The sequence below is a fragment of the Gluconobacter kondonii genome (assembly GCF_002723995.1).
Lineage (GTDB): Bacteria > Pseudomonadota > Alphaproteobacteria > Acetobacterales > Acetobacteraceae > Gluconobacter > Gluconobacter kondonii.
On record NZ_BEWP01000006.1, the window covers coordinates 19,702 to 44,951 of the forward strand.

The following is a 25,250-nucleotide window of genomic DNA, read 5'->3' on the forward strand; positions in this document are numbered from 1 at the left end:
TGGCTGGTTTGACCACAGCATTTTGCCATATCGGGAAATGCGCCAGATGATTCCTGCCAGAAGGAGGTTTCAGTGACTTACGACTTTACACCGCTGTTTCGCAGCGCGATCGGTTTCGACCGACTGGCCACGATGGCTGGCAATGTTGCCAATGCTCAGGCCCTTCCAAGCTATCCCCCCTACAATATCGAAAAAACCGGTGAGACGAACTACGTCCTGACGATGGCTCTTGCGGGCTTTCGGCCTGAAGATGTTGATGTTGTTCAGGAAGACAACACGCTTGTCGTGCGTGGCAGCGTTCCGGAAAACAGCCGTGACCGGGAATGGCTGCATCGCGGCATCGCCACGCGGGCTTTCGAGCGTCGTTTCGTGCTGGCTGATCATACGGAAATTGATCAGGCGGATCTGGTGAATGGCCTGCTATCCATCATGGTTCGGCAGGTTGTGCCGGAGGCTGCTAGGCCGCGCCGTATTCCGGTTCGGAGCGGAACGGGGCAGACCGCGCCGGTAGGAACTATTTACACAGCATAAGCTACAGGAGAGGCGTGCCTTATTAAAAGCGCGCCTCTCCGTTTTGGTGCTTGACCATCGCGGCTCTGGTGCCCCATACCCGTTTACATTATCGCAGAGCATCCAGCAGGTGCCGCGATCATATCCCGGGCGGGATTGTTTCCTCGCCGGATACGCCTGATCGGTGCCTGCGGAAGCTGGCTCCCTCCGTGTCCCAGCAAGGAACGCATCGACATGACCCTGCCTTTGATGCCCAAGGCGACGGCCGTCTGGCTGATCGAAAAAACCGGCCTGACCTTCACCCAGATTGCAGAATTCTGTGGCATGCACCCGCTTGAAGTTCAGGCGATTGCAGACGGCGAAGTTGCGGCCGGAATCAACGGCTACGACCCGGTCAAGAACCACCAGCTTGCCGAAGCCGAAATCAAGCGCTGCGAAAAAGATACCAACGCACGCCTGAAGATCATGCCGACGGCCAGCCCTGTGAAGCGTCGCGCCAAGGGTGCGCGCTATACGCCGGTTGCCAAGCGCAATGACCGTCCGGATGCCATTGCGTTCGTTCTGCGCCAGTTCCCGCAGCTTTCCGAGGCCCAGATCGTCAAGCTGCTTGGCACGACCAAGGATACCATCATCAAGGTCCGTGATCGCCAGCATTGGAACAGCGCCAACATCAAGCCGCGCGACCCGGTGATCCTTGGTCTGTGCACCCAGACCGATCTTCATGCTGCCGTCACGGCTGCGAATGACCGTCTGGCGCGCGAGGGTCATGCCCTGCCGATCGTGGAAGCCTATGTGCCGGACAGCGACAGTCACGCCTGATCCGGGATGAATGCCTGACGGGTACTGGTCCGGTGCCCTTCAGGCATGATACTGCATTGGAGAGAGTGGAAAGAATCAGTCTCTCCACAATGCCTGACTGTTCTCCGGGACCGGATGCCATGATGACTGACGACAATGCCATGCTGAAACGTCTGCACGAACTGCGCAGCGAGCATCGCGATCTGGATACCGTCATCGAGCGTCTCGTCCATCATCCCCTCAACCAGCTTCAGCTTCATCGCCTCAAAAAGCGCAAGCTTCAGCTTAAAGATGAGATTTCGTGGATCGAGACTCGTCTCATCCCGGATAATATTGCCTGAATGAGCCAGATCCTCTCCGCCGACGAAACCCTTCAGGGTGACATGCCGATCCGCGTTGGCGTTATCATGGGAAGCCAGTCCGACTGGGATACCATGCGCCATGCCTGCGACATCCTTGACGATCTGGGCATTGCCCATGAGCGACGGATTGTGTCTGCACACCGCACTCCTGACCGTCTGGTGGAATACGCCAAGACGGCGCGTCGGCGTGGGTTGCATGTCATTATTGCGGGCGCTGGCGGGGCTGCACATCTTCCGGGAATGTGCGCGGCATGGACGAGTGTTCCTGTGCTTGGCGTTCCAGTCCAGAGTCGGGCGCTGAATGGTCAGGACAGTCTGCTTTCCATCGTGCAGATGCCCGGTGGCGTCCCGGTGGGTACGCTGGCGATCGGCAAGGCTGGTGCGATCAATGCGGGGCTTCTGGCAGCGTCGATCCTCTCGGTTTCCGATGGGCAGGTCATGGCGCGTCTGGATGCCTGGCGGGCGACGCAGACGGCTGCGGTGGCGGACGTTCCTGTCGAATGAACACACAGGACATTTTTGCGCCCGGCAGTACGATCGGGATTATTGGCGGTGGACAGCTTGGTCGCATGTCTGCCGTCGCTGCATCAAAACTCGGCTATCATGTGCATGTTCTGAGCCCGGAATTCCCGAGCCCGGCCACAGAAGTCGCTGCTTCCGTTACTGTTGGGGCCTATGACGACCCTGTCACGCTTGAGGATTTTGCCTCGCGTTGCGATGTGGTGACGTTCGAATTCGAGAATATCAATGCCGAGGGTCTGGCGCTTCTGGAAAAACGCCGTCCGGTACGCCCGGGAGGCGACATTCTTCGGATCAGTCAGGATCGGATTGCTGAAAAGACGCGTCTTTCCGAAATTGGTGTCAGTCTTGCGCCTTGGCGTGCGGTTAATGGTCCGGAAGATTTGTCTGGGCTGGAAACGCTGGGTTTTCCGCTGATTCTCAAGACCACGCGCTTTGGTTACGATGGCAAGGGTCAGTTCCGCGTGCCGGATGCCGAAGCTTTGACCGCCTTGAACGATCTGCCCTACCCGCTCGTTGCGGAGAAGATGATCGACTTCGAGCGTGAGCTCAGTGTGATGGTTGTGCGGGCTCTGGACGGGACCGTGCGCTGTTTCGATACGGTCGAAAATCGCCATCGGAACGGCATTCTGGATGTGACGCTCGCTCCTGCCCGCGTCATGCCTGATATTGCCCGACAGGCGCAGGATATGGCGGCACAGATCGCAGAAGCGCTGGGGTTGGTCGGGATTATGGGCGTGGAAATGTTCCATGCGGCTGATGGAAGCCTCATGGTGAACGAGATTGCACCCCGTCCGCACAATTCCGGTCACTGGACCATGGATGCGTGTCTGGTAGATCAGTTTGAGATGCATATTCGTGCGGTTACGGGGCTGCCGCTCCCTCCTGCGCGTCGCCATTCCGATGCGGTTATGCACAATCTGATCGGCCCGGAGGACATGGCGCGGGTTCCGGCCATTCTGGCTACGGATGGGGCGTCGCTCCATCTGTATGGCAAGTCGGAGGCGCGTGAGGGCCGAAAAATGGGTCATGTGAACACCATTTTTCCGCGTGGCGCTCTTCCTGGAGAACTGGCCCTCGAAGGACTTCTGCCGCCTCGGGGGTGAAGGTTCAGAGCAGGTTGCTGCGCCGGAAACTGGTGTGGCGGCCGTTGCCGATGATGAAATGGTCCGCAATCGTGACGCCGACGACATCCAGCGCGGCTTGAACCTGCATGGTCATCTGAAGATCGGCTTCTGAGGGGGTGGGGTCGCCACTCGGATGATTATGGACCAGAACCAGAGCACTCGCCCCGACTTCTACGGCGCGTCTGGCAACCTCGCGCGGATAGACGGGCGTGTGGTTTACGGTACCTCTGGCCTGAGCTTCGTCGGCGATCAGGCTGTTCTTCTCGTTCAGAAACAGGATCCGGAACTGCTCGATATTTTCCCGGGCCAGACGGGCCGTGAGGTAATCGAGCAGCTTCTGTTCGCTATCAAGAACATCTTCAGGTGGAAGGCGCGCCCTGTTGTAGCGCAGGGCTGCTTCCTGAAGGAGGCGGATCATCGGCACCATGTGCGTGCCCATATTCGTGATGCTTTCAAGTTCGCGGCTGCTGGCGGAAAGAACTGCGGCCAGTGACCCGAAACGCGTAGAGAGCGTATGTGAAAGTTCGGCGCTGCCCTCCTCACGTCCTGTGAACAGGGCGGTCATCAGATGCAGCAGGGTCGCATCATCGAGATGGCGCCCCCGGCCCGTCAGAAGGGCGAGTGGCGGTTCTAGTTTCGAAGGGGCCTCGGTCAGGGCTGTGATCTGTCTCAGATCGGCCGATGACAGGCCCGTCATGCCATCCGAGAAGCCGCTCGTTTCACTGTCCATCCTATAGCAATCCTTCCTGACGCAGGCTGGATGGTAGTCCGTTTCCTGTGACGAGCACGTCATGCAGCGTGATGGACAGGGGGCGCATTGCAAAATCCAGCTGTCTGGCCGCCTGTGACAGATCTGCGGGACGTTCTGTCGGGCGGACGTAGAACCCGATTAGGGCCGTTGCGTGCAATGCGAGCGCCCGGATGGCAATGGCGCGGTTGCGTTCGGTCGGCGTATCGGCGTCGGGCGCTGTTTCGTCCGCTAGAAGACGGTTGCGGTTGTCGAGATATAGCAGCCGGAACTGTCCCGGGATGCCGCCTTCAAGCGCCTGATCGAGATAGGTTACGAGCTGATCCCAGTTGCTCAGTGTCGGACGTTCGCGCTGCTCCGAAGACGCCAGCCGTTCCGCCGCAACGCCGGGGAGGCGCAGGACACGGATGGCGTCGTCTTTCAGGCCCGCTGCCCGTAAGGCCTGCGTTGGAGCGCGAAAGACCTCGACCAGACTGCCGAAATGTCCGATCAGCCCTTTGGCGAGCGGCTTCGTGTCCTTGCGCGGTACACCGGCAAAAAGAAGCATTTCCAGAATTTCATAGTCTGCCAGCGTGCTTGCACCCGTGTTCAGTACGCGCGCGCGCATTCTGGCCCGATGTCCCTGTGGACCGGTGCCGCGTGTCAGATCGATCCTGGGATAGGTGTTGGCCATGACGGTATCTCACTCTATATCGGGAGGGTGCCGCAAGACCTCCCTTCCCCCACACCAGAATATCTCTCCCGCCTGAACCCGGAGCAGAGACGCGCCATCGAGACGACCGAAGGCCCGCTCCTCATTCTCGCGGGTGCGGGAACGGGCAAAACGCGCGTTCTGACGACGCGCTTTGCACATATTCTCCTGACCGGACGTGCTTATCCGAGCCAGATTCTGGCCGTGACCTTCACGAACAAGGCCGCTCGCGAAATGCGCGAACGTGTCAGCGCGATTCTGGGTGAGCCTGCGGAAGGGCTGTGGCTCGGGACGTTTCATGCAATCTGTGCGCGGATGCTGCGGCGTCATGCGGAATATGTTGGTCTGACCAGCAGCTTCAATATTCTCGATACAGACGATCAGATCCGCCTGCTCAAGCAGATCATGGAGCCGTGGAAGATCGATACCAAACGCTGGCCGCCGAACCAGCTCATGGGCATCATCCAGCGCTGGAAAGATCGCGGACTGACGCCCGACCGGGTGACACCGGCTGAGGATACAGATTTTGCGAATGGGCATGCGCTGGCGATTTACCGGGCATATCAGGAGCGTCTGATTGCGCTCAATACGTGCGATTTCGGCGATCTGATGTTGCATATGACGGAGATTCTGCGGAACCAGCCGAATGTTCTGGCGCAGTATCACCGAATTTTCCGCTATATTCTCGTGGACGAGTATCAGGATACCAATACCGTTCAGTATCTGTGGCTGCGTCTGCTGGCCAAACGCGAGCATGGACCGTCCAACATTGCCTGCGTGGGGGACGACGATCAGTCCATCTATTCCTGGCGTGGAGCGGAAGTTGAAAACATCCTGCGATTCGAAAAAGATTTTCCCGGAGCTGAAGTGGTGCGTCTGGAACGCAATTACCGCTCCACAGCACAGATCCTCGCGGCCGCCGCTGGCCTGATCGCCCATAATGAGGGGCGGCTTGGCAAGACGCTGCGTCCAGGCCGCGAAGACGCGGATGGCGAGAAGGTCCAGATCATCGGTGTTCGTGATTCGGATGAGGAAGCGCGAATCGTAAGTGGGGCGATTGAGCGTCTGCGCGCTGACGGGCACCCGCTTTCTGAAATCGCCATCCTGATGCGGGCCGGGTTCCAGACGCGACCGTTTGAAGAGCGGCTGATGCTGATCGGGATTCCGTATCGCGTTGTGGGCGGGCTGCGATTTTACGAACGTGCTGAGATCCGGGATTGTCTGGCCTATCTGCGCGTCCTGTCGCAGCCTGCGGATGATTTGGCGTTCGAGCGGATCATCAATGTGCCCAAGCGTGGTGTGGGTGCGGTGGCGGTGCAGAAGCTGCATGTTCAGGCACGCGCCCTCCCCGGCCCGCTGACGGCGGCAGTGAGTTGGCAGATTCAGGAAGGACTGCTCAAAGGTAAATCGAAAGAGGCGTTGGACGGGCTGATGGCCGCGTTCCAGCGGGCCAAGGCCACGTTGGAGACTGAAGGTCACGTCGTTGCGGCTGAACAGCTTCTTGAAGACAGCGGTTATCTTCAGATGTGGCGGGACGACCGTTCCGTCGAGGCTCCGGGCCGTTTGGACAATATCCGCGAACTTCTGCGCGCGATTGGCGAATTCGGAACGCTTCAGGGCTTTCTGGAGCATGTGGCGCTCGTCATGGATACGGAGAGTGAGACGTCCGACGACAAGGTCAGTCTCATGACACTGCACGGCGCCAAGGGGCTGGAGTTTGACACGGTGTTTCTGCCGGGCTGGGAGGAAGGTGTGTTTCCGTCCCAGCGGTCGCTTGACGAAGGTGGAAACAGGGCGCTGGAGGAAGAGCGGCGACTGGCTTATGTCGGGCTGACGCGGGCGCGACGTCGGGCCATCGTGCTGCATGCAGCGAGCCGCCGGATCTATGCGAACTGGCAGTCCTCGATGCCGAGCCGTTTCATCGAGGAAATTCCGTCCGAACATGTCCAGATGAATGGGCAGGCGTTCGAGACGCGGCGTCAGGCTGCGGCGTCCCCGTCCATGTTCGCGTCGGGGCCACTCACCAGCACGCGCCCTTCAGGGTTCCGTGCCCCGCGCCCGAAGCTTCATGATGTGAAGCCGGAGCCGACCGTTGCGATCGGGGCGACGGTTTTTCATCACAGGTTCGGTGAAGGCACGGTTATCGGTGCTGACGGACCGCAGTTGCACATCAATTTTGAAAACGGTGGCGTCAAGCGCGTCATGTCAAACTTTGTGGAGATCAGATCGTGATGGCACCCCGCAGCATTGGCCGTCGCCATGCCAGTGCGCTCGAAACCCTGTCCATCACGGTTGAAGAGCCTTTCGTTCCCCTGTTCGAGCAGGCCCTGATGTGTGCCTGCGAAACGGTAGGCATTTTCGAAGCCGATGACGCGCAGAAATACTGGCGTGTGGAAGGCGTGAAGGATACGGGCTTCAAGGAAGACGAGCTCGAAAACGCTCTGGCAGTTGCACGGATGCTGACCGGCTGTGAAGCGGAGCTTGAACGCACCCCGACCGAATCTGAAGGCTGGCTGGCCCGGACTTATGAGTCTTTTCCGCAGCAGAATGTCGGCAAGCGTTTTGCCATTCGTGGCACCCATCTGCATGGCGCCCCCGACCAGTCCCGCCTGACGATTACGCTGGATGCCGGGATTGCGTTTGGTTCGGGCGAGCATGGGTCGACGCGCGGCTGTCTGCGGGCTCTGGAGATGGTGGCGTATCGCAAACCGCAGCGTATTCTGGATATGGGTTGTGGGTCCGGCATTCTGGCCATGGCGGCGGCGAAGTTGCTGCATCGTCCGGTTCTGGCGGTCGATATCGAGCCTTGGTCCGTCCGGACGGCCAAGCTCAACGCGCGGCTGAACGGTCAGGGGAATCTGCTGGACTGCCGTTTTGGTAATGGCTGGCAGACCGAGGCCGTACGCGCCAAAGCGCCGTATGATCTGGTTTTCGCCAACATCCTTGCGCGCCCGCTGTGTCGGATGGCGCAGTCTCTGGCGCTGAATCTTGCGCCGAACGGAACGGCCATTCTGGCGGGGCTGCTTTATAGTCAGGCGCGGATGGTTCTGGTAGCGCATCAGCGTCAGGGTCTTGTGCTGGAGCGTATTCTGCGTGAGGGCGACTGGGCCACGCTGATCCTGCGCCGCCGCGCCTGATGAATCCACCGCGTGCATTACCGGTGATCCGAAGCGCCGGTCAGGACGACCTTCCGGCAATTCTGCGGATTACCAATGATGCCATCGAGCACACCGATGCGCTCTGGATCACGACACCCTTTACGCTGGACCAGAGGCGTCAGTGGTTCGAGGATAGGCTGGCGCACGGATATCCCGTTCTTGTTGCCGTCGATACGGCTGGCGAAGTGATGGGATATGGCTCTTACGGGTCTTTCAGATCTTATGAAGGCTATGCCCGTACAGTTGAACACTCGGTTTACGTTTCACCTCTGTATCAGCGTCGGGGCATTGGCCGCGCTCTTCTGCTTGCTCTGATTGAGCATGCAAAACATGCTGGATTTCACGTCATGGTGGCTGGGATCACGGCGGATAATGTTGCGTCCGTTGCGATGCATCGCGATTTTGGCTTCCAGACCTGCGGCATACTCCCACAAGTGGGGCGCAAGCGTGACCGCTGGCTTGATCTGCTGTTCATGACACTCTGCCTCGACGATATGTCTTCTGTGGAAAAGGACTTTTCATGACCCTGTCCTCCATCCCGCTCAACGAGCGCCCTGCCCTCGTTCGCGCAGCCTGCAAAGCTCTGGGTGTTGACGGTTTCATCATTCCGCGTGGGGATGAATATCTGGGCGAGTATGTCGCCCCCTGTGCCGAGCGTCTGGCGTGGCTAACGGGCTTTACAGGGAGTGCCGGTCTTGCCGCCATTCTGCCGGACGTGGCCGCCGTGTTTTCCGACGGGCGTTATACGGTGCAGCTGGAAGAACAGGTTCCGCATGATCTGTGGGAGCGTCGGCATATTTCGTTGGAACCGCTGGCTGACTGGCTGGCGGAGCATGCGAACGGGCTGAGAATCGGGTATGATCCGCGTCTGGTCAGCCAGTCCATGCTGGCGTCATGGCAGACGCCGGGTGTTGAACTTGTCGCGCTGGCGCATAATCCGATCGATCAGGCCTGGGCAGACCGTCCAGAGGCCCCTGCCAGTCAGGTCATGCCGCAGCCTTTGGAGTTTTCTGGTGAAAGCAGTGCCGACAAGCGCCTGCGTCTGGGACGGGCTCTGAGCCGGGCCGGGCACGATGCTGCCATCATCGCAGACTGCACCTCGCTGGCATGGCTGCTGAACATTCGTGGCAGCGATGTTCCTCTGACTCCTGTCGCACATGGCTATGCCATCCTGCACGCTGACGGAACGGCCGAATGGTTCGTTTCATCGGCGCGTCTGTCGGCAGACGTGATGGATGTCTGTGGTTCGGGTGTGACAGTTCATGCCCCTGCGGAACTGGCAACGCGTCTTGAAGCTCTTAAGGGTAGAACGGTGCGCGTGGACCCGGTTTCGACGGCCGTGTGGTTCGATACCACGCTTCAGGCTGGCGGTGCGACGGTTGTGGACGGAACGGACCCTTGCACGCTTCCAAAAGCGATCAAGAACAGTGTTGAGCAGGAGGGCGCGCGTCAGGCCCATGCCCATGACGGCGTTGCAATGGCCCGCTTTCTGTATTCCCTGACGGTGTCAGGAATCGGCCAGCACGAGACGGATCTAGTTACCCGTCTGGACAGCCTGCGTGCCCGCTCCAATGATTATCGGGAGCAGAGCTTTGACGCCATTTCCGCAGTCGGACCGAATGGTGCTTTCCCTCATTATCGGGCGCAGGTCGGTCATGATCGGGTTCTGGAAGCAGGCAGCGTCTATCTGATCGACAGTGGTGGTCAGTATCCGTTCGGCACGACGGATATTACCCGCACGCTTTGGGTCGGCGATCAGGAGCCGCCAGCCAATGTGCGAGAATCATTCACACGTGTCCTGAAGGGCAATATCGCCCTCTCTCGCATTCGTTTTCCGCCCGGCACGACCGGTCACAGGCTGGATGTTCTGGCACGCGCTGCCCTGTGGCAGGTTGGGATGGACTACGATCATGGGACCGGACATGGCATCGGAAGTTATCTGTCCGTTCATGAAGGCCCGCAGAACATCTCCCCTGCGCCGCGTCCTGTTGCGCTTGAAGCAGGCATGATCGTTTCCAACGAGCCGGGATATTACGAACCGGGGCAATATGGAATCCGGATCGAGAACCTGATGCTGGTGCGCCCGTCTTCGTTCAAGGGCAGCAAGGGCGCGTTTCTGGAGTTCGAGATCCTCAGCTACACGCCGATTGATCGTAAGTTGATTGATGTAGCGCTACTGAATGATGCCGAGTTGAACTGGCTGAATGCATATCATGCGGAGGTTCAGGCGCGGGTTTCGCCGCATGTCGAACCAGAAGTCGCAGAGTGGCTGGCGGAGGTCTGCAAACCGCTCGTTCGGTAAAGTTGCGGACATAACCGTTTTTTTACCTTTCCCGATCATAGATAGAAAAATGATCGGGAAAGTTCGTTTTCTTGCTGCTGCCATGACGCTCTCCGGTGTGCCGGTTGCGAAGGCTTTTGATGTTTCATCTGTCTGTAAAACGGCGGTGCAGGCTGCCGAACAGCAGGCAGGAATCCCGCCTCGTCTTTTAGATGCCATCAGTCGTGTGGAGAGCGGGCGGCGGGACCCGAATGGTTCGGCGGCCGTTGCCTGGCCCTGGACCGTCAATGCGGCTGGAAAAGGGTATTTCTACGAGAGCAAGGACGAAGCCATTGCGGCGGTGCGAGATTTTCAGGCGCACGGCATCGTTTCGATTGATGTGGGCTGCATGCAGATCAACCTGCATCATCATCCGGACGCCTTTTTTTCGCTTGAAGATGCTTTCGATCCGTTCAGTAATGCCCGCTACGGTGCCCGTTTCCTGTCTGGATTGCATAACCAGCTTCAAGGCTGGCCCGCGGCGACGGCAGCCTATCACTCCCTCACCCCGGCCCTTGGTGCGGATTACGCTCGACATGTTCTGGCCATCTGGAACGGACGGCCCGACAGCTACCGGCCGCCTGATTTTCTGCCACAGGTTGTTATGACAGCGTCAGGTCTTCAGGCCATGCTTCCAGCCGCCCGACCTGCACCTTATTTTGCGCTTAACCGGCAATCCGGATTTTCCGAACGTCCGACGCCGCGGGTGGAAGTCATGCCGTCTGTTCACATGGTGTCTTACGCGCCACCGCCTCGGATCATCCACCACGCTGTCGGTCAGGCCGGAAGCGCTCTGCCTGTGCATGGCGGGCGGGATCTTGCGTCGTACCGCGCCATGCCGGTCCGGCTTGCGTGGCGTCAGCGCTGATCAGAACCCGGACCAGCCACCCCCTGCTCCTGCATATGCTCCATGACGGGATGAGTGATATCGGGTGATTGAGGCACTGTCGTCATCGGGCGTGTGAGCGCAGGCTGATACTCCCAGAAAAAAGATCAAGATCGACGCGCGAAACATCATTTTCAGCACACCTTAACATTTTGAAATGCTTCGTTAGAGAACTTGGACTAATACGGTTCGTTTTATGCTTCACGAGAGGAGAAGAAGCATGAAGTTCGTGTTTTGCCTGTTCATAGGCGCACTTACGGCCCGGATGTGGTTCCGTGTTCTGGCTAATAAATCATGGCGTTCCGCGTTGGCGAAAAGCAGGACGATCTGATTAGAAAAACTCCGGGGCTTCAGGGCGTGAGGCATCCAGCCAGCCTTGAAGCATATAGGCGGCGGCCATCTTGTCGACGACTTCGGCACGCCGCCCTCGTGTCATATCGGCATCCTGGATCAGGAAACGGTTGACGGCACTGGAAGACAGCCGTTCGTCCCATAGTCCTGCGGGAATCCCGAGACGTTCGGACAAAGCCTGCGTCCAGTCAGAGGCTGCACGGGCTGCGGGGCCAAAAGATCCATCCAGCGAAAGCGGCAGTCCGACAACAAGGGCACCAACGTCCTGCGTGCGGACGATCTTGGAAAGTTCTTGAGCGTTTTCTCCCAGTTTTCTGCGCTTGAGGCCGAGCAATGGGGAGGCCAGCATGAGAGAAACATCCGTCAGCGCGACGCCGATGGTCTTCGATCCGGGGTCCAGCCCAAGGATACGCTGGCCGGATTGAACGAGATTACGGAGATCATGTGGATTGAACAGGGGCATAGCACGGCGTTATGATCCCCTCGAAGGCTGAAAAGCCACCATAAAATTTCCTCTTGCTCAGGAATATTCATGTCGCTCGACGCGAAAACGGTTACGCGCATCGCCAGACTGGCGAGGATCGGTCTCAGACCCGAAGAGGTTGAAACTCTCGGTCAAGATATGGGCTCCATCATCGACTGGGTGGAACAGCTCAAGGAAGTGGATGTCACGGGCGTTGACCCGATGATTGGCACGGGTTTGGCAAAGCCCCGCCTGCGGGAAGATCGGGTCACGGATGGCGATTGCCGTGACAAGGTTCTGGCCAATGCTCCCGAACGGGAAGGTCCGTTCTTCACGGTACCGAAGGTGGTTGAATAATGTCCGGCATTCATGATTTCACGCTGGCTTCGGCCCGGGACGCGCTCAAGGCGCGCAAAATATCCGCAGTCGAACTGACGAACGCCCATATTGACGCGATCGAGCGTCTGGACGGTCAGCTCAACAGCTTCATCACCCGCACGCCTGATCAGGCCCGCGAAGGAGCCAAGGCTGCGGACGCGGCTCTGGCCAAGGGCGAAGGCGGGAACCTTTGCGGTATTCCGCTGGGCATCAAGGATCTGTTCTGCACGAATGGCGTTCGCACTACGGCCGCCAGCAAGATCCTTGGCAATTTCGTACCGCCTTATGAAAGCACGGTCACAGCCAATCTGCTCAAAGACGGCGCAGTTTTTCTGGGCAAGCTGAACCTTGATGAATTTGCCATGGGGTCGGCCAATCTGACCTCCGCGTTCGGGCCAGTCGAAAATCCATGGAAGCGTAAGGATTCTGAGGCCAAGCTGGTTCCGGGTGGGTCTTCCGGTGGATCAGCCGCAGCAGTTGCGGCCGGACTTGTTCTGGGTGCGACGGGGACGGATACGGGCGGTTCCATCCGTCAGCCGGCGGCCTTTACGGGTATTGCCGGGATTAAGCCGACCTATGGTCGCTGCTCGCGTTTCGGGACGATTGCTTTTGCAAGCTCGCTCGATCAGGCTGGCCCAATGGCCCGTAATCTTCAGGATTGCGCCATTCTGCTCGAATCGATGGCTGGTTTCGATCCGCGCGATTCCACGAGTGTTGATACGCCCGTTCCGAACTACGAAGCTGCTCTGAAGCGTGGCGTCAAAGGACTGCGTGTTGGTATTCCCAAGGAATATCATGTGGACGGCATGCACGCGGAAATCGAAGCACTGTGGCAGCAAGGCATGACCTGGCTACGGGATGCTGGTGCGGAAATTGTTGAGGTTTCCCTGCCTCATACGAAATACGGCCTTCCCACCTATTACATCGCGGCTCTGGCCGAAGCGTCTTCGAATCTTGCGCGCTACGATGGTGTCCGTTTTGGTGAGCGTGTGAGTGCGCCTTCGCTGGATGGTCTCTATGAAGCCAGCCGTGCTGCTGGTTTTGGTGAAGAGGTCAAGCGTCGTATCCTGATCGGCACGCATGTGCTGTCTTCGGGTTATTACGATGCCTATTACCTGCGCGCGCAGAAGGTCCGGACGCTGATTCAGCAGGACTTCCTGAAAGCTTTCGAGAATGTCGACGTTCTTCTGACGCCGACCGCACCATCGGGTGCTTTTGCGCAGGACGAAAAGCCGACCGATCCGGTGCAGATGTATCTGAATGACGTCTTTACGGTCCCTGCGAGCATGGCGGGCGTCCCTGCCCTATCCGTTCCGGCTGGTCTGGATGCCCGTGGTGTCCCGCTTGGGTTGCAGCTTATCGGTAAGTTCTTCGATGAAGAGACGCTGATTGCTGCCGGTCATGCCATCGAACAGGCGGCGGCATTCCATCACAGACCCACCCTTCATGCAGGAGTGTCGGCATGAGCTATCGTATTACCGGCAGCACCGGCGAATGGGAAATTGTTGTCGGCCTTGAAGTTCATGCTCAGGTCGTTAGCGAAGCCAAGCTCTTTTCCGGCGCTTCAGCGGAATATGGCGGTGAGCCGAACACGCATGTCAGTCTTGTTGACGCCGGTTTTCCAGGCATGCTTCCAGTTCTGAATCAGGAATGCGTTGCGCAGGCTGTCCGTACAGGTCTGGGGCTCGAAGCTGAGATCAACCTGTTCAGCCGCTTCGACCGCAAGAACTACTTCTATGCAGATCTGCCCACCGGCTATCAGATCAGCCAGTTTGCCCATCCGATCATCGGTAAGGGCAAGGTTCTCGTTGATCTGGCCGATGGCAGCACGCGCGAAATCGGTGTGACGCGTCTGCATCTGGAGCAGGACGCTGGCAAGTCGATTCATGATCAGGACCCGACGCGCTCTTTCATCGACCTGAACCGTGCCGGTGTGGCGCTGATGGAAATCGTCAGTGAGCCGGATATCCGTTCGCCTGAAGAAGCTGGCGCCTATCTGCGCAAGCTGCGTCAGATCCTGCGTTATATCGGGACTTGTGACGGCAATATGGAAGAAGGTTCCATGCGTGCCGACGTGAACGTGTCGGTTCGTAAGCCGGGCGAGACGGAATATCGCACGCGCTGCGAGATCAAGAACGTCAACTCAATCCGCTTTGTCATGATGGCCATCGAAGTCGAGGCGCAGCGGCAGATTGAAGTCTGGGAAGCTGGCGGCACCGTCGATCAGGAGACTCGTCTGTTCGATCACGTCCGGAGCGAAACACGTTCTCTGCGTAGCAAGGAAGATGCGCACGACTATCGCTACTTCCCTGACCCTGACCTTCTGCCGTTGGTCATCGAACAGTCCTGGGTTGACGAACTCAAAGCGGCCTTGCCTGAGTTGCCTGAAGCCAAGCGCGCTCGTCTGGAGGCGGAATACGGCGTCAGCCGTTATGAGTCTTCTGTTCTGTGCGTTGAACAGGCTATTGCGGATTTCTATGAAACCGTGGCGCGTGGCGCCGATGCCCGTCTGGCAGCAAACTGGATGCTGGGTGATTTTTTCGCAGCTCTGAACCGTACTGGCCGTTCCATTGAAGACAGTCCTGTCAGCGCCGAAGGCTTGCGGGAACTTCTTGGCTTGATTTCCAATTCCACGATCAATGGCAAGATCGCCAAGGAAGTCTTGGAAGACATGGTCGAGACGGGTGATTCTGCCTCCGCTATCGTTGAGCGTAAGGGCCTCCGTCAGGTTACGGACACAGGGGCCATTGAAAGCGCCATTCGCGATATCCTTGCGGCGAACACCGATAAAGTCGAAGAATATAAAAGCGGTAAGGATAAGCTTTTCGGCTTTTTTGTCGGTCAGACGATGAAGGCCATGAAGGGCAAGGGTAACCCTGCTCTCGTTAATGAAACCCTGAAGAAACTTCTTTCAGAGTAAGGCGAAAAAAATGTTCTTAGGGGGTTTGACCACGACGCGGTTACCCCCTAAGAACACTCCTGCTTACGCAGTGCAAACCGCGTAAAGTGCGGAGGGGTGGCCGAGAGGCTGAAGGCGGCGGATTGCTAATCCGTTATACGATGTAAGTCGTATCGTGGGTTCGAATCCCATCCCCTCCGCCAAATCTTTCAAAAAACAGGGTGAATAAAAATACACCCGCATCATAGAATCTGCATCCGAATAATGCTTGTCGCGGGATAGATTATTCTGACAGATTGGGTGTCAATGTTTTGTGTTATGAGAAAATCATAGGACACATGCAGCTATCGCGTTATGAGTACCTGATTGTTTCTTTCAGAAAAGCTCATCATGCATTTCCTGCTTCTCTCAATTCTGACCGGTTTGCATAATACGTGAATTTTTTTTCCTTCAAAAAGAGAGCGTTAAGACCATCGTTTGCCGTTATGACCGGCGGAACGGGTGGAATTGGGTGTGAGGTTGCAGAGATTCTTCTGGAACAAGGGTGGGATGTTCTTCTACTGACTCGACGGCCCAGCAAGGTTGAGGAACAGATTTCAAGTAAAAACGGACGGTTTGAGGCAGTTTTCTGTGATCTTACGCGGCCTGTGGATCTGGAAGCTGTGAGTGATGCAATTATTAAAAGAAAAAAACCTATTGGTTTATTGATTCATTGTGCTGGAAAGATTCAGCCTGAGTCGGCTCGAAATATCACACGGGTTAGCTTGGAAGAGCAGACAACAATCAACTTGACATCTCCAATACTTATGACCAGCCAATTGCTTCCGGCTTTGTCTTCCAACGCACATATTGTGTTTGTCAATTCCATTGCTGGCATTATGCCGCTACAGGGAAGCTCAGTTTATAGTGCAACCAAGTTTGGTCTCAGGGGGTTTGCCCGCTCGCTCGCGCTGGAATTTAAACCAAAAACTATACGAATTTCGTCCATTTTTCTTGGCGCTGTTGATACCCCAATGCTCGAGCAGGAAACAAGAGATGGTGGATCAATATTGAATTTTGTTAATAAGCCTCTATCAGCACGACATGTAGCCAGCATTATTGTTCGGACTAGCGCTGGAAGCGGGCGCGAAGTCTTCATGCCAAGATTGGACGGTGTTTTTGCGCATGCTTGTTTGATTATGCCTTGGCTTTTAAGAATAACGACACCTATTCTTGAGAAGGTAGGTCGTATTGGATTGAAACGCTTTCAGAAACATAAGGTCACTTCCAGTCAATAATGGTTTCTTTTAAATTCTTTGATTATTTTGAACTAAAAACAGAATTTTAATAAGTTGCACAATACCGCAAAAAAACGCTTTAATGTTTTATTGACGAAAAAGAGCGAGCAATCTAAAAATCCATTTCTGTTTTACGCTTTCGGAAGGCTGTGACGTGCCCAGTGTAACGTTGACTGATTTTCTGCAAGTGACTCAATGGTCGCCTGATCAGCTTGCTCGCCAGATTGGCCGAACAACAGATGATATCCTGTGGTGGACTCATCACGATAATGAGCTGCCGCATCAGCTTCAGGAATGGATGGCGCGCATTGTAACGGCATTCCAGACGGAACATCCCCCTCGTGGATATGCCATGGAGCGTCCTGCAGGCTGCGCTTTTAATGAAGATCCTTCAATAACCGTCGTATGCAATGTTTGTGGCCTTGCTCCTCGCTGTGGTCAGGGCATTTACGCGAAACACTGAGTCTGCGTCCTATTTGCGTGCATAGAGCCGCTCAGAAAGGCTTGAGGCAGCTTTGCGAAAAGCCTGAAAGAAATCCTGATCAACTGCGACACTGCCGCCAGCCATACCGATAAAACCTTCAACCATTCCATTTTGAAGCATGCCATCGGAGTGTACGAGCATACCATCCGGATCTTCCATGCAGCCGGAAGACGGGGCATCACTCGCAGGTCTTTCGCGCAGATTTTTATTCCACGCCCCGCTCCAGTAGGTTTCTACTTTTTCTGAATAAAGGCGCCCATCTACGGTATAAGCGCTCATTGGTTTGCCGAGGCCCATCATGTAGCCGATTTCAACTGCCGTGCCTGGATCCATTTCAGGAGAGCGTCGAAAAGGATCAATACAGAACAGGCCTCCGGCGCAACGATCCATCAGATCACGATCGGCGCGGACGAAAGCAAGAATGGTCTCTCGCCCTGGAGGCAGGAGCCGAGCCTCGGCCTGGCCGTCAAAAGGTGCAATGCCTTCTAAGCCGTATTCTGTGCAGATTGATTTTAGTTTGGCAAAAAGGGTGAGGGCTTCAGGGCGGAATACCAAATCACCTGCCAGATATACGGGAATAAGATCTGCTAACATAGGCGGAAGCCTTTACACACTTCCATGCCATAAAAAAAGTTTTCGCTCTGAAAGGATTTAGGATGGTGGGCGCGACAGGGATTGAACCTGTGACCCCTGCCGTGTGAAGGCAGGCTAAGCCTATCCCTAAGAAACTGAAAAGCAATCATTTTATCGATCAATATCGGGCGGTATTGCCTGTTTTTTGCACATAAGCTTCATCTCAAGACCCCCGCCCTGATGACGCAGCGTTCCCTGCCCTCACCTATGTGTGCGTCGTGTCATCAGAAAATCATTGACGCGGTCCGTTCTGTTCTTCTTCTGTTCTCATTATGGAGGCCAGAAATATGAACTACCAAGGCGACCGCACGACCGGCTTCGCATCCCCTGCAGGTGACAATATCGAAGGCACGATCGACCTGATGTCGGCCGCCCTCGATCTGCGACAGCCAAGCCGGTACCCGGTTCGCGTGGAAGGCGATGCCCTTCTTGGACGCTCCATCCGGCATGGCGACATCCTGGTCGTGGACTCGGCCGTGGCGCCCCGGGCTGGAGTCGTGGTGGTTGCCAGCGTCGGTGACGAACTGCGAGTCTGTGAACTGACCCAGCGAGCTGGAGAATGGTGGCTGCGGTCGTCTTCTCCCCAGGCGTCGTCCATTCAGGTCGATGACGATACGGATGTCGCCATCTGGGCCGTGGCCACCGGCCTGGTCCGAACGGACGTGTGATGCGTGTCTACGGGCTGATCGACGGCAATTCGTTCTACTGCTCCTGCCAGCGCGCGTTTGAGCCTCGCCTGAAGCACAGGCCCGTTGTGGTGCTCAGCAACAATGACGGTTGCGCCATTGCGCGGACCCGCGAGGCCAAGGCGCTTGGTGTCAAAATGGGAGACGCCTGGCACATCGCCCGCAAACGTCCCGAGAGCCAGTCGATCGTCTGGTACTCCTCGAACTATGCGCTGTATGCCGACATGTCGCGGCGGATGTATCAGGTCCTGGCAGAGCGACTGCCAGCCGTAGAGCCATATTCGATCGATGAGATGTTTCTTGATCTGAGTGACCTGCCCGGAGATCTGCATGAGCGCTGCCGGCAGATCCGCCAGGACGTGGCCGATCACGCGAAGATTCCCACCTGTATCGGCTGGGGACCGACCAAGACGATCGCCAAGCTGGCGAATGGTCTCGCCAAGGATCACGTAGAACTGGACGGTCTGTGCGACCTAACAGACCCGGCCGTGCGCAAGGACTGGTATTGCCGGACAAGCATCGATGAAGTCTGGGGTATCGGCCGACAGACGAAGCAAAAGCTGTTGGGAGCAGGCATCAAGACGATCGCCGACTTCGTGGCCCTCGACGCAAAGACCGTGCGCCAGATGCTGACAGTCGTGGGCGCCCGAGTTCAGGCTGAACTGCGCGGCCAGTCGTGTCTGCCTCTGTCAGATATCGCCGCCACCCGCAAAAGCATCGCCTCGACCCGGACGTTCGGCCGCCTGCTTCTAAAATGGGAGGAGATCCGGGAGGCTATTGCACACTATGCGAACAGGGCTGCGGAGAAACTGAGAGAAGATGGACTGGAAGCGGCACATCTGTCCGTCCTGATGCAGACCAATCCGCATAATGGCGACCCCTGGTACGCCAAGCACGCGGCCGTCACGATCGAGCCGACGTCTGATGCTCGAGATCTGATCCGGCATGCCACAGCACTCGGACGTGCCATCTGGCTTCCGGGCTATCGGTATTTCAAGGCTGGCGTCGTTCTGTCGGACTTGCGCCCTGCTGGTAGTCAGGGCCTGATGTTCGCATTCCGGGATCCGGTCCAGTCTGCCACGGTCATGGCCGCAATGGATGCAGTGAATGCCCGTTTTGGAAGTGGGACACTCCGCCCGGGATCAACGGGACTGAAGCGGACATGGTCGCCGCGACAGTCCCTGTTGTCAGCCCGTTACACGACCCGGTTGGAGGAGATCGTGAGGGCAAGGAGTTGGTAGCTTCATCTTCTGTGTTATTCGTAGTTTTAAATTATATACTGGGGTTTTTAAGCAAGAATTAAATTATTACTTATAATTTTAAATCACAATAAAATGAAATCCGCCTTCGTTCGCGAAGCCTCAAAGAGGAATTCCGCGTCTTGATTTATCTTTAATCCAAGACGCAACTTTGTCGAGGAATACCCAGACGTCGTCGTTAGAGGGAAGAACATAATTCTCATCTTTGGGATCGCTTCCCAGCGCCTCGAATATATTGCGCAACCACCTTTTTTTGGTTCTATTGATTTTTAATTTCGGCAGCCAGTGTTCGACTTCCCCGTTTTGCAGGACAAAGAAACCATATTTGTCCAGTGTCTCAAAAAGATTCTCAGCCCGCTCCCTCGCAACATTTTCAAGGAGAAGAATTCCTCCACCTGATTTGGGGTCCTTGCCGGCTGAGGTAAGATCATCCCAGACGACTTTGCGCTGCGATCTTATGGAGTCATGCGGTTTTGGATAGTATGTGGCATCCAAAAGAACGGAAAAATTGGTTTTAGGATTGAGGGCGTCGATGTCAACTATGATCGCAACAGGTATTCCAAGCGCCCGAAGCGGACCCACGATTTTATTAACTGAATCCTTACCGTTGGCGTTTAAGAAAAGGGTATTCGGTGCTCCTCGCCCAGATCCCGTTTCTAGAAGCCTCTCGTTAAGCTCTTGGTAGAAAGCGCGATCCGAATCCGCTTCGGCAACCACGACGCCTTCGTAGAAGACGCCGGACAAAGCATTTGCAGACCGTAGAAGTGGCTCTTGCATCATGGCACGTATGTCGTCGTTCGAAAGCATCCGAGCGGTAGCACTGCCTTGCTGATAGGTCAGGCGCACAACATTTGCGTTCACGCCAGACTGGATTGCTCCCATCAAAAACTGGCTGCTGTGGGTCGATACAAAAACCTGCTTGTCACCTTTGCTCGCAGCCTGAGCAAGTTCGCGACCAAGATTGTAGGCCAACGCGGGATGCAAAAAGGCTTCCGGCTCGTCGATAATCACGATCTTCGGGTCGCCGACACGTAACGCTAACAACATGCCTGTAAAGGCCTTTATTCCATCACTCGTCTCATCGATGGTACGAGCCTTAGCCATCCATTCGAGTGTGGCCTTCTCGACGGAACGCTCGTTTGGGGGCGGTGTATTTCCATACCGCAATTTGATTAGCGCTCCTTCAGAAATGTCGAGGCCAAGATAAAGGCCGAACGCTTCGAAGAGAACATCCCGCAGCGACTGCCGACAAGCATCGTCCGTTAGCAGTTTAGCAAAATCACTTTGCGGATTCTTTAGGTCGCCCCTGTCTTGTGCTGTTATCAAACGAATTCTATTCTCTCCGTTGAGAATGAGTACACGATCAGCTGCATAGTTTTGAGCGAAACAATTTATATCCACATCAGGATCATGTAGTGCTTGACGGAAGGCAGAGATATCTACTAATCTCCTATGATTTCCAATGCTGATATATTCCCAGCCAGGTGATTTCTGGTTTGTCAAAGTGTGGGTGTGATCTATTAATTCTTTAAGAATCGTTTCGATTTCTTCAGTTGACTGTCCGTTAAATTTGAGATCAGCAAGAATTGAGCCTCTAGGAATTCCTGATTTACTGAATTCAGCAATTTCGCTTAGGATCATACTTTTTCCTGAGTTGTTTGGCCCAACAAAAATGGTAATGCCAGGCTCATTCAACACCAGTGGCTCAGCCCCTTGGCTAGCACCAAAACGCAATCTTAATTCCTTAATAAGCACCGCAAGTCCCTTTCAATATTGATCTCTAGACAAGAGAAATTGATTGGCCTGTCAATGCTGTCGTGTCGCACGCTCTCAACTGCAAGGAATTGCAGGTATATCTTGGAAGTTCTTGGCTTAACACATACGTTCCTACTCCTTGCTGAACCCTAAAAACGGTCTGGTATTCGTTTCGCAAGAGGACGGGATAGCCGCGATTAGAAACTCGATATGCGCTGCCAGGGCTGTCCGGTCTGCTTCAACCCGCTCAGCCACGCGCTCCCGCACAGCATCATTCTGCCCTAGCAACGCCCCGGCATAACCGACCCCTCGTCCTGCCTCGGCATCAGCCAGCGCCGACAGCGGCACAAACTGCACTGGCACGTTCAGGGTTTGGCCTTTCGTCCGACTGGCATCCGCCTGCAATCCGAAGACAGGCAGGGCCGAGGACGCCGAGACGGAGAAGGATCCCGACTGGCTGAACGTGCCAGACAGATCCATCGTCACCGGCCCGGCAATCATCGCCACGACCGGATCGGACGTGTTCTGCGCACACTGAAGCGCACGGACGTTCGCATCGAACCGGGCGGCCTGATCGGCGGTCCAGTGCTGCACACCCGAGACGCTGACCACGCCTGCCTTCGTCAGATCGGCCTGAACACCCGCAATGGCCTGGCTGATCGTGACGGACGACACGGATCCGGCCGAGCACGCGGAAAGGGCCAGAAGCGCGCAGAGTGCGAGGATCCTCATGCCGCCCTCACTTCTGCCAGCAGCGCCTCGAAATCCTCCCCGGTCGGCGCCGTGCCGGGAATGCCCAGCCAGTTCTCGCGCGACAGCAGGCCGTAAGCCTCATCCGCAATCCGCGTGAAGGTGTCCCACGGCATGAAAGTCCGCGTGCCCCAGGTGTTGAAGAACACGCCTTCTGGATTGTAGCCGACAAGCGCGATGGCATGGCCGCCCGCAGGTGTATGGTCTGAAAGCGCATCCCAGTCCCATGTCTCGCCCAGACCCAGCTCAAGGAAGCCTTGCGGCACCTGCACACCCGCCAGCACGCCGCCCAGATAGGCAATGGCACGACGGATGCCCAAGACGTCAGTCGGCGCAATCGATCCATAGGCGGTCAGGTAATCGCGGGTCTGTCCCGGCCGGAGTAATCCATTGCGGCGCCAGGCGTTGAGTTCGTCTAGAAGGATGGTGCCCGGATCGTACCCGGTTTCGGCATTGAAGCCTGTCAGCGCCGCATAATTCGCCAGAACCGTTTCGGTCGAGAGCATCACAAGGCTCTGCGCGGCTTTCGTCCAGGTCGCCACCAGAGCAGCATGGGCAGCAAAGGCACAGCAGCCGAAGCGGTCATTGCCCCACATCTGATAGGGGACATTTTGCGACCAGTCCCGCGCGGCAGGCACGGCCGGCAGACGCACGGCCAGCACCCGGCCGAGGCGATAGGTCCGCGGGTCATGTTTCGGGGCGCGCTTGCCCAGTTTTCTGTCCTGCATGGGATCTCCGGAAACAAAAAAAGAGGGGAGCAGCTGAAGCCGCTCCCCTTGGGGCTGGTCAGGATCGAAAGATCAGACGCCCTGATAGATCCGGGCGCGGACCAGCTCCGGCGACTGGAGAGGTGCGGCATAGGACGCAGCCGTGACACCGGCCAAAGACTCGACCAGCGGAATCATCGCCTGGACGGTCTGCATGTAGGTGGCAGCCGAGGGCGAGTAGACCTTCACGATCGGCGTTGCGATCGCCAGCAGAGTTTCGAGATCCGCGCCGAGTGACTTGGCCCAGTCCTTGCCGGTCGCGACTGTAATCGAGCCATTGGAGTTGGCGGCCACCTGTGCGGACACGCTGCGGATCTGCGCGACCAGGTTGTCGAACTTCGCCTTGTCAGAGGCGGAGAGATGGCTTTCCAGTTCGGGAATGCCCTCGATCGCCTGGACGGCATAGGCGATGGCTGCGGCGTCATTGTTGAGCGCGGCCGTGTTGAAGGTCGCCGTGTTTGCGGTCGTGGTGCAGGCCGCCGTGGAGCCGAGAAGAAGGGCACCGAGGCTGAGGGCGAGAAAGCGATTACGCATGATGTCTCCAGACATAAAAAAACCGCCTCAGAGGGCGGCGGAAGAAAGAGCGGTCTGACAGGCGGGAGCCTGCCTCCTTCGGGTCAGGCGGTCGATTTGGGCGGCTCGCCTGCCTTGGGATGGGTGGACGCCGGATCGAGGCCCAGCTTGGCCGCCTCGATCGTGCGGCTGGCCTCGGCCGGGATCATCAGCGCCTTGGCATCGGGCTGATAGGCGTTCGTGTTCCAGCCCTTCGACTGTGCCAGGCTGGAAACAACCTTGTAGAGCAGCGACAGCCTGCTTCCGGCCGCAGGAGGTTTCCAGAAGCGCATGACCAGAGCGGCCGCTGCGATCAGGAAGGTCAGGATCGAGACGATGTCTCCCGCATACCGCGCAGGCAGGTACGGCAGGACCGTCTGGAACAGAGTTGTCCAGTCCATGGGTGTTCTCCAGATATGAAAAAACCGCCTCGAGGGCGGCATCAGAATTTTCAGGCAGAGAGGAGCGTGTCCGTTGGTACGGATTGCCTCCCGAGGAAGACATCCCGCTCATAGGCGCGACGTTTGGCGAGGCCGGGCAGCTCAACCAGATGACCCCGAACGGTGGCCTTGTCCCAGCGCAGCAGTTCGTCGGCCGCCCCGGTATAATCTCCGGCATTCAGCTTGCGCAGCAGAGTCGAGCTTTCGACGGCAACGGTCCCGACATTGTACTGCCAAGACAGCAGGGCGGCGCGCTGGACGTCCGACAGCGGCACCTGAACCAAGCGGGACAGCGCTGCATCAAACGTCGTCACGGCCAGAAGCAGGAGACTGTCAGCGGCTGCCTTATCGATGGGTGCAGTCCGGGCCGTGATTGGCTGTCCGTTGGCCAGCCAGCGGCTGCCATACCCGATCGTCCAGTATCCGGCGGGACAGACATAGGGCTTCGACCGAAAACCTTCGAACCCAGGCAGCCGCAGCAGCGCCGTGGCCAGAACGATGGCAGTGTCATACATGGGGGATTTTCCATAAAAAAAAGCCGCCCGATTAGCGGTATGTTGCGCCTAAGAAAATAGGTACGAAACGGTTATTATAATAACGAAATACATAAAATTTTGCGGAATAGTGGAATGCAATGGTTTTTATTTTTCCTTAAAGGAAATCATTTTTTGTCGTAGGATGTTTATGACCAAAATGAGGTTAGGATAAAAATACATGCCTAGATTCACTGTTCGTGTCGAACTTCATAATGCCCAACCCCAAGATTACGAACTTCTGCATGAAGAAATGCTAAAATTTCATTTTAAGAGAACCATTGAGGGTACCGATGGAACGATCTATAAATTACCAACCGCCGAATACAATATAATTAGCGCCGATACTGGCGAAGAGGTTCGTTCAAATGCATTTCAAGCAACTAAAAATATTGGGAAGTATGCATCTGTATTGGTAACCAAATCTGATGGAATATTTTGGATTAATCTTGATGAAGAATAAGGTAATTATTTTCCTTATTTATAATTATATAACACTATAATTTTATCTTTATCTACTATCATCTTCCAATCGACACCACCAAATGAACCACCCCGGACCCAAGGATTGACGTCGCCAGAGTAACGAGTGCCGTGACCACGGCCTTGCCGCCCATGACGCGATCAAACTTGGATCCGAGGGCTTTGATCCCTGCCTCCAGTTCTTCTTTCAGGTCTTTGATCTGGGTGCGCAGGGACGCGATTTCCGAGCGCATCTCGGCGCGCAGATCAGACTGATTGTCTCCCAGGGCCGAGACCAGCGTTTCCAGTTTGAGAACCCGATCTTCCAGAGCACGGATGATGATGTCCTTGTCAGAGAGTGCTTTGTCGATCGGGGCAGTCATGGCGGTATCAGGCATGGTTTTTCCATAAAAAAACCGCCTCATGGGCGGCGGCTGTCTGT

Annotated in this window: 29 protein-coding genes and 1 tRNA gene; 19 read left to right on the forward strand and 11 right to left on the reverse strand. The window is 56.5% G+C overall.

Annotated elements, in window-relative coordinates; genetic code table 11:
• Positions 1-72: 72 nt before the first annotated feature.
• The 5 genes from GKO01_RS07885 to GKO01_RS07905 all read left to right on the forward strand — a co-directional run bounded on the left by GKO01_RS07885 (position 73) and on the right by GKO01_RS07905 (position 3,295).
• The gene (locus tag GKO01_RS07885) at positions 73-531 is read left to right on the forward strand and encodes an Hsp20 family protein (RefSeq protein ID WP_244901379.1); all 459 of its coding nucleotides are present in this window, start codon (positions 73-75) and stop codon (positions 529-531) included.
• Between the two features lie 213 nt (positions 532-744).
• Positions 745-1,329, forward strand: coding sequence for a DUF1013 domain-containing protein (locus tag GKO01_RS07890; RefSeq protein ID WP_099286585.1), 585 nt, complete (start codon positions 745-747; stop codon positions 1,327-1,329).
• 119 nt (positions 1,330-1,448) lie between these two features.
• A complete protein-coding gene (locus GKO01_RS07895; protein WP_099286586.1) occupies positions 1,449-1,649 on the forward strand; it encodes a YdcH family protein in 201 nt (66 codons plus the stop codon).
• On the forward strand, positions 1,650-2,174 hold the full coding sequence (gene purE, locus GKO01_RS07900) for a 5-(carboxyamino)imidazole ribonucleotide mutase (RefSeq protein WP_099286587.1): 525 nt from the start codon (positions 1,650-1,652) through the stop codon (positions 2,172-2,174).
• Entirely contained in the window at positions 2,171-3,295 is a 1,125-nt protein-coding gene (locus tag GKO01_RS07905; protein ID WP_099286588.1) for a 5-(carboxyamino)imidazole ribonucleotide synthase, read from the forward strand. Before purE ends, GKO01_RS07905 begins: the two co-directional genes overlap by 4 nt.
• Positions 3,296-3,299: 4 nt before the next feature.
• On the opposite strand, the gene radC is transcribed toward GKO01_RS07905, so the two are convergent.
• Positions 3,300-4,046, reverse strand: a complete 747-nt coding sequence (radC, locus tag GKO01_RS07910) for a RadC family protein (RefSeq protein WP_244901380.1) — start codon at positions 4,044-4,046, stop codon at positions 3,300-3,302.
• A gap of 1 nt (position 4,047) precedes the next feature.
• Positions 4,048-4,737: a JAB domain-containing protein gene (locus tag GKO01_RS07915; protein WP_099286589.1), complete on the reverse strand. Its 690-nt coding sequence runs from the start codon at positions 4,735-4,737 to the stop codon at positions 4,048-4,050.
• Positions 4,738-4,764: 27 nt separating this feature from the next.
• Here GKO01_RS07915 and GKO01_RS07920 point away from each other — a divergent pair, with 27 nt between their 5' ends.
• The 5 genes from GKO01_RS07920 to GKO01_RS07940 are packed head-to-tail and all read left to right on the forward strand — an operon-like array spanning position 4,765 to position 11,101.
• Positions 4,765-6,987: an ATP-dependent helicase gene (locus GKO01_RS07920; RefSeq protein ID WP_099286590.1), complete on the forward strand. Its 2,223-nt coding sequence runs from the start codon at positions 4,765-4,767 to the stop codon at positions 6,985-6,987.
• Positions 6,987-7,892, forward strand: a complete 906-nt coding sequence (locus GKO01_RS07925) for a 50S ribosomal protein L11 methyltransferase (RefSeq protein ID WP_099286591.1) — start codon at positions 6,987-6,989, stop codon at positions 7,890-7,892. The genes GKO01_RS07920 and GKO01_RS07925 overlap by 1 nt, the downstream gene beginning before the upstream one ends.
• Positions 7,892-8,437, forward strand: coding sequence for a GNAT family N-acetyltransferase (locus GKO01_RS07930; protein ID WP_099286592.1), 546 nt, complete (start codon positions 7,892-7,894; stop codon positions 8,435-8,437). The genes GKO01_RS07925 and GKO01_RS07930 overlap by 1 nt, the downstream gene beginning before the upstream one ends.
• Positions 8,434-10,215, forward strand: a complete 1,782-nt coding sequence (locus tag GKO01_RS07935; protein ID WP_099286593.1) for an aminopeptidase P family protein — start codon at positions 8,434-8,436, stop codon at positions 10,213-10,215. The genes GKO01_RS07930 and GKO01_RS07935 overlap by 4 nt, the downstream gene beginning before the upstream one ends.
• A 49-nt stretch (positions 10,216-10,264) precedes the next feature.
• Entirely contained in the window at positions 10,265-11,101 is an 837-nt protein-coding gene (locus tag GKO01_RS07940) for a lytic transglycosylase domain-containing protein (RefSeq protein WP_099286594.1), read from the forward strand.
• A 349-nt stretch (positions 11,102-11,450) separates the two neighbouring features.
• Here GKO01_RS07940 and ruvX read toward each other — a convergent pair whose 3' ends face one another.
• Positions 11,451-11,933: a Holliday junction resolvase RuvX gene (gene ruvX, locus GKO01_RS07945; protein ID WP_099286595.1), complete on the reverse strand. Its 483-nt coding sequence runs from the start codon at positions 11,931-11,933 to the stop codon at positions 11,451-11,453.
• Positions 11,934-12,002: 69 nt separating this feature from the next.
• On the opposite strand from ruvX, the gene gatC reads away from it, so the two are divergent.
• From gatC to GKO01_RS07975, 6 genes are all read left to right on the forward strand, one after another.
• Positions 12,003-12,290, forward strand: a complete 288-nt coding sequence (gene gatC / locus GKO01_RS07950) for an Asp-tRNA(Asn)/Glu-tRNA(Gln) amidotransferase subunit GatC (RefSeq protein ID WP_099286596.1) — start codon at positions 12,003-12,005, stop codon at positions 12,288-12,290.
• The gene (gene gatA / locus GKO01_RS07955; RefSeq protein ID WP_099286597.1) at positions 12,290-13,777 is read left to right on the forward strand and encodes an Asp-tRNA(Asn)/Glu-tRNA(Gln) amidotransferase subunit GatA; all 1,488 of its coding nucleotides are present in this window, start codon (positions 12,290-12,292) and stop codon (positions 13,775-13,777) included. The genes gatC and gatA overlap by 1 nt, the downstream gene beginning before the upstream one ends.
• The gene (gatB, locus tag GKO01_RS07960) at positions 13,774-15,231 is read left to right on the forward strand and encodes an Asp-tRNA(Asn)/Glu-tRNA(Gln) amidotransferase subunit GatB (RefSeq protein WP_099286598.1); all 1,458 of its coding nucleotides are present in this window, start codon (positions 13,774-13,776) and stop codon (positions 15,229-15,231) included. The genes gatA and gatB overlap by 4 nt, the downstream gene beginning before the upstream one ends.
• A 90-nt stretch (positions 15,232-15,321) precedes the next feature.
• Positions 15,322-15,413: transfer RNA gene (locus GKO01_RS07965), tRNA-Ser, on the forward strand.
• A 231-nt stretch (positions 15,414-15,644) separates the two neighbouring features.
• The gene (locus GKO01_RS07970) at positions 15,645-16,487 is read left to right on the forward strand and encodes an SDR family NAD(P)-dependent oxidoreductase (protein ID WP_099286599.1); all 843 of its coding nucleotides are present in this window, start codon (positions 15,645-15,647) and stop codon (positions 16,485-16,487) included.
• 154 nt (positions 16,488-16,641) lie between these two features.
• Complete coding sequence (locus tag GKO01_RS07975; protein ID WP_099286600.1) at positions 16,642-16,950, forward strand: hypothetical protein; 309 nt, start codon at positions 16,642-16,644, stop codon at positions 16,948-16,950.
• Between the two features lie 9 nt (positions 16,951-16,959).
• Here the strand turns inward: GKO01_RS07975 and GKO01_RS07980 are convergent, their stop codons facing one another.
• Positions 16,960-17,565 (reverse strand): nucleoside 2-deoxyribosyltransferase, encoded by a 606-nt coding sequence (locus tag GKO01_RS07980; protein ID WP_099286601.1) that lies wholly within the window; start codon positions 17,563-17,565, stop codon positions 16,960-16,962.
• Between the two features lie 326 nt (positions 17,566-17,891).
• Here GKO01_RS07980 and GKO01_RS07985 point away from each other — a divergent pair, with 326 nt between their 5' ends.
• Both GKO01_RS07985 and GKO01_RS07990 read left to right on the forward strand, forming a co-directional pair.
• A complete protein-coding gene (locus GKO01_RS07985) occupies positions 17,892-18,272 on the forward strand; it encodes a LexA family protein (protein ID WP_099286602.1) in 381 nt (126 codons plus the stop codon).
• Positions 18,272-19,531 carry a Y-family DNA polymerase gene (locus tag GKO01_RS07990; RefSeq protein WP_099286603.1) on the forward strand — a complete coding sequence of 420 codons (1,260 nt, stop codon included), beginning with the start codon at positions 18,272-18,274 and terminating at the stop codon, positions 19,529-19,531. The genes GKO01_RS07985 and GKO01_RS07990 overlap by 1 nt, the downstream gene beginning before the upstream one ends.
• 120 nt (positions 19,532-19,651) lie before the next feature.
• Here the strand turns inward: GKO01_RS07990 and GKO01_RS07995 are convergent, their stop codons facing one another.
• The 6 genes from GKO01_RS07995 to GKO01_RS08020 form a co-directional block, all read right to left on the reverse strand.
• On the reverse strand, positions 19,652-21,283 hold the full coding sequence (locus GKO01_RS07995; RefSeq protein WP_145994739.1) for an ATP-dependent nuclease: 1,632 nt from the start codon (positions 21,281-21,283) through the stop codon (positions 19,652-19,654).
• A 153-nt stretch (positions 21,284-21,436) separates the two neighbouring features.
• Positions 21,437-22,036 carry a hypothetical protein gene (locus GKO01_RS08000; RefSeq protein ID WP_174694269.1) on the reverse strand — a complete coding sequence of 200 codons (600 nt, stop codon included), beginning with the start codon at positions 22,034-22,036 and terminating at the stop codon, positions 21,437-21,439.
• Complete coding sequence (locus GKO01_RS08005) at positions 22,033-22,782, reverse strand: C1 family peptidase (protein WP_099286605.1); 750 nt, start codon at positions 22,780-22,782, stop codon at positions 22,033-22,035. Before GKO01_RS08005 ends, GKO01_RS08000 begins: the two co-directional genes overlap by 4 nt.
• A gap of 72 nt (positions 22,783-22,854) precedes the next feature.
• Positions 22,855-23,355 (reverse strand): hypothetical protein, encoded by a 501-nt coding sequence (locus tag GKO01_RS08010; protein WP_099286606.1) that lies wholly within the window; start codon positions 23,353-23,355, stop codon positions 22,855-22,857.
• An 83-nt stretch (positions 23,356-23,438) separates the two neighbouring features.
• The gene (locus GKO01_RS08015) at positions 23,439-23,774 is read right to left on the reverse strand and encodes a hypothetical protein (protein WP_099286607.1); all 336 of its coding nucleotides are present in this window, start codon (positions 23,772-23,774) and stop codon (positions 23,439-23,441) included.
• Positions 23,775-23,824: 50 nt separating this feature from the next.
• Positions 23,825-24,328, reverse strand: a complete 504-nt coding sequence (locus GKO01_RS08020; RefSeq protein ID WP_099286608.1) for a lysozyme — start codon at positions 24,326-24,328, stop codon at positions 23,825-23,827.
• Between the two features lie 199 nt (positions 24,329-24,527).
• On the opposite strand from GKO01_RS08020, the gene GKO01_RS08025 reads away from it, so the two are divergent.
• Positions 24,528-24,809: a type V toxin-antitoxin system endoribonuclease antitoxin GhoS gene (locus GKO01_RS08025; RefSeq protein ID WP_099286609.1), complete on the forward strand. Its 282-nt coding sequence runs from the start codon at positions 24,528-24,530 to the stop codon at positions 24,807-24,809.
• Between the two features lie 58 nt (positions 24,810-24,867).
• Here GKO01_RS08025 and GKO01_RS08030 read toward each other — a convergent pair whose 3' ends face one another.
• Positions 24,868-25,206 (reverse strand): hypothetical protein, encoded by a 339-nt coding sequence (locus tag GKO01_RS08030; RefSeq protein ID WP_145994740.1) that lies wholly within the window; start codon positions 25,204-25,206, stop codon positions 24,868-24,870.
• Between the last annotated feature and the right edge of the window lie 44 nt (positions 25,207-25,250).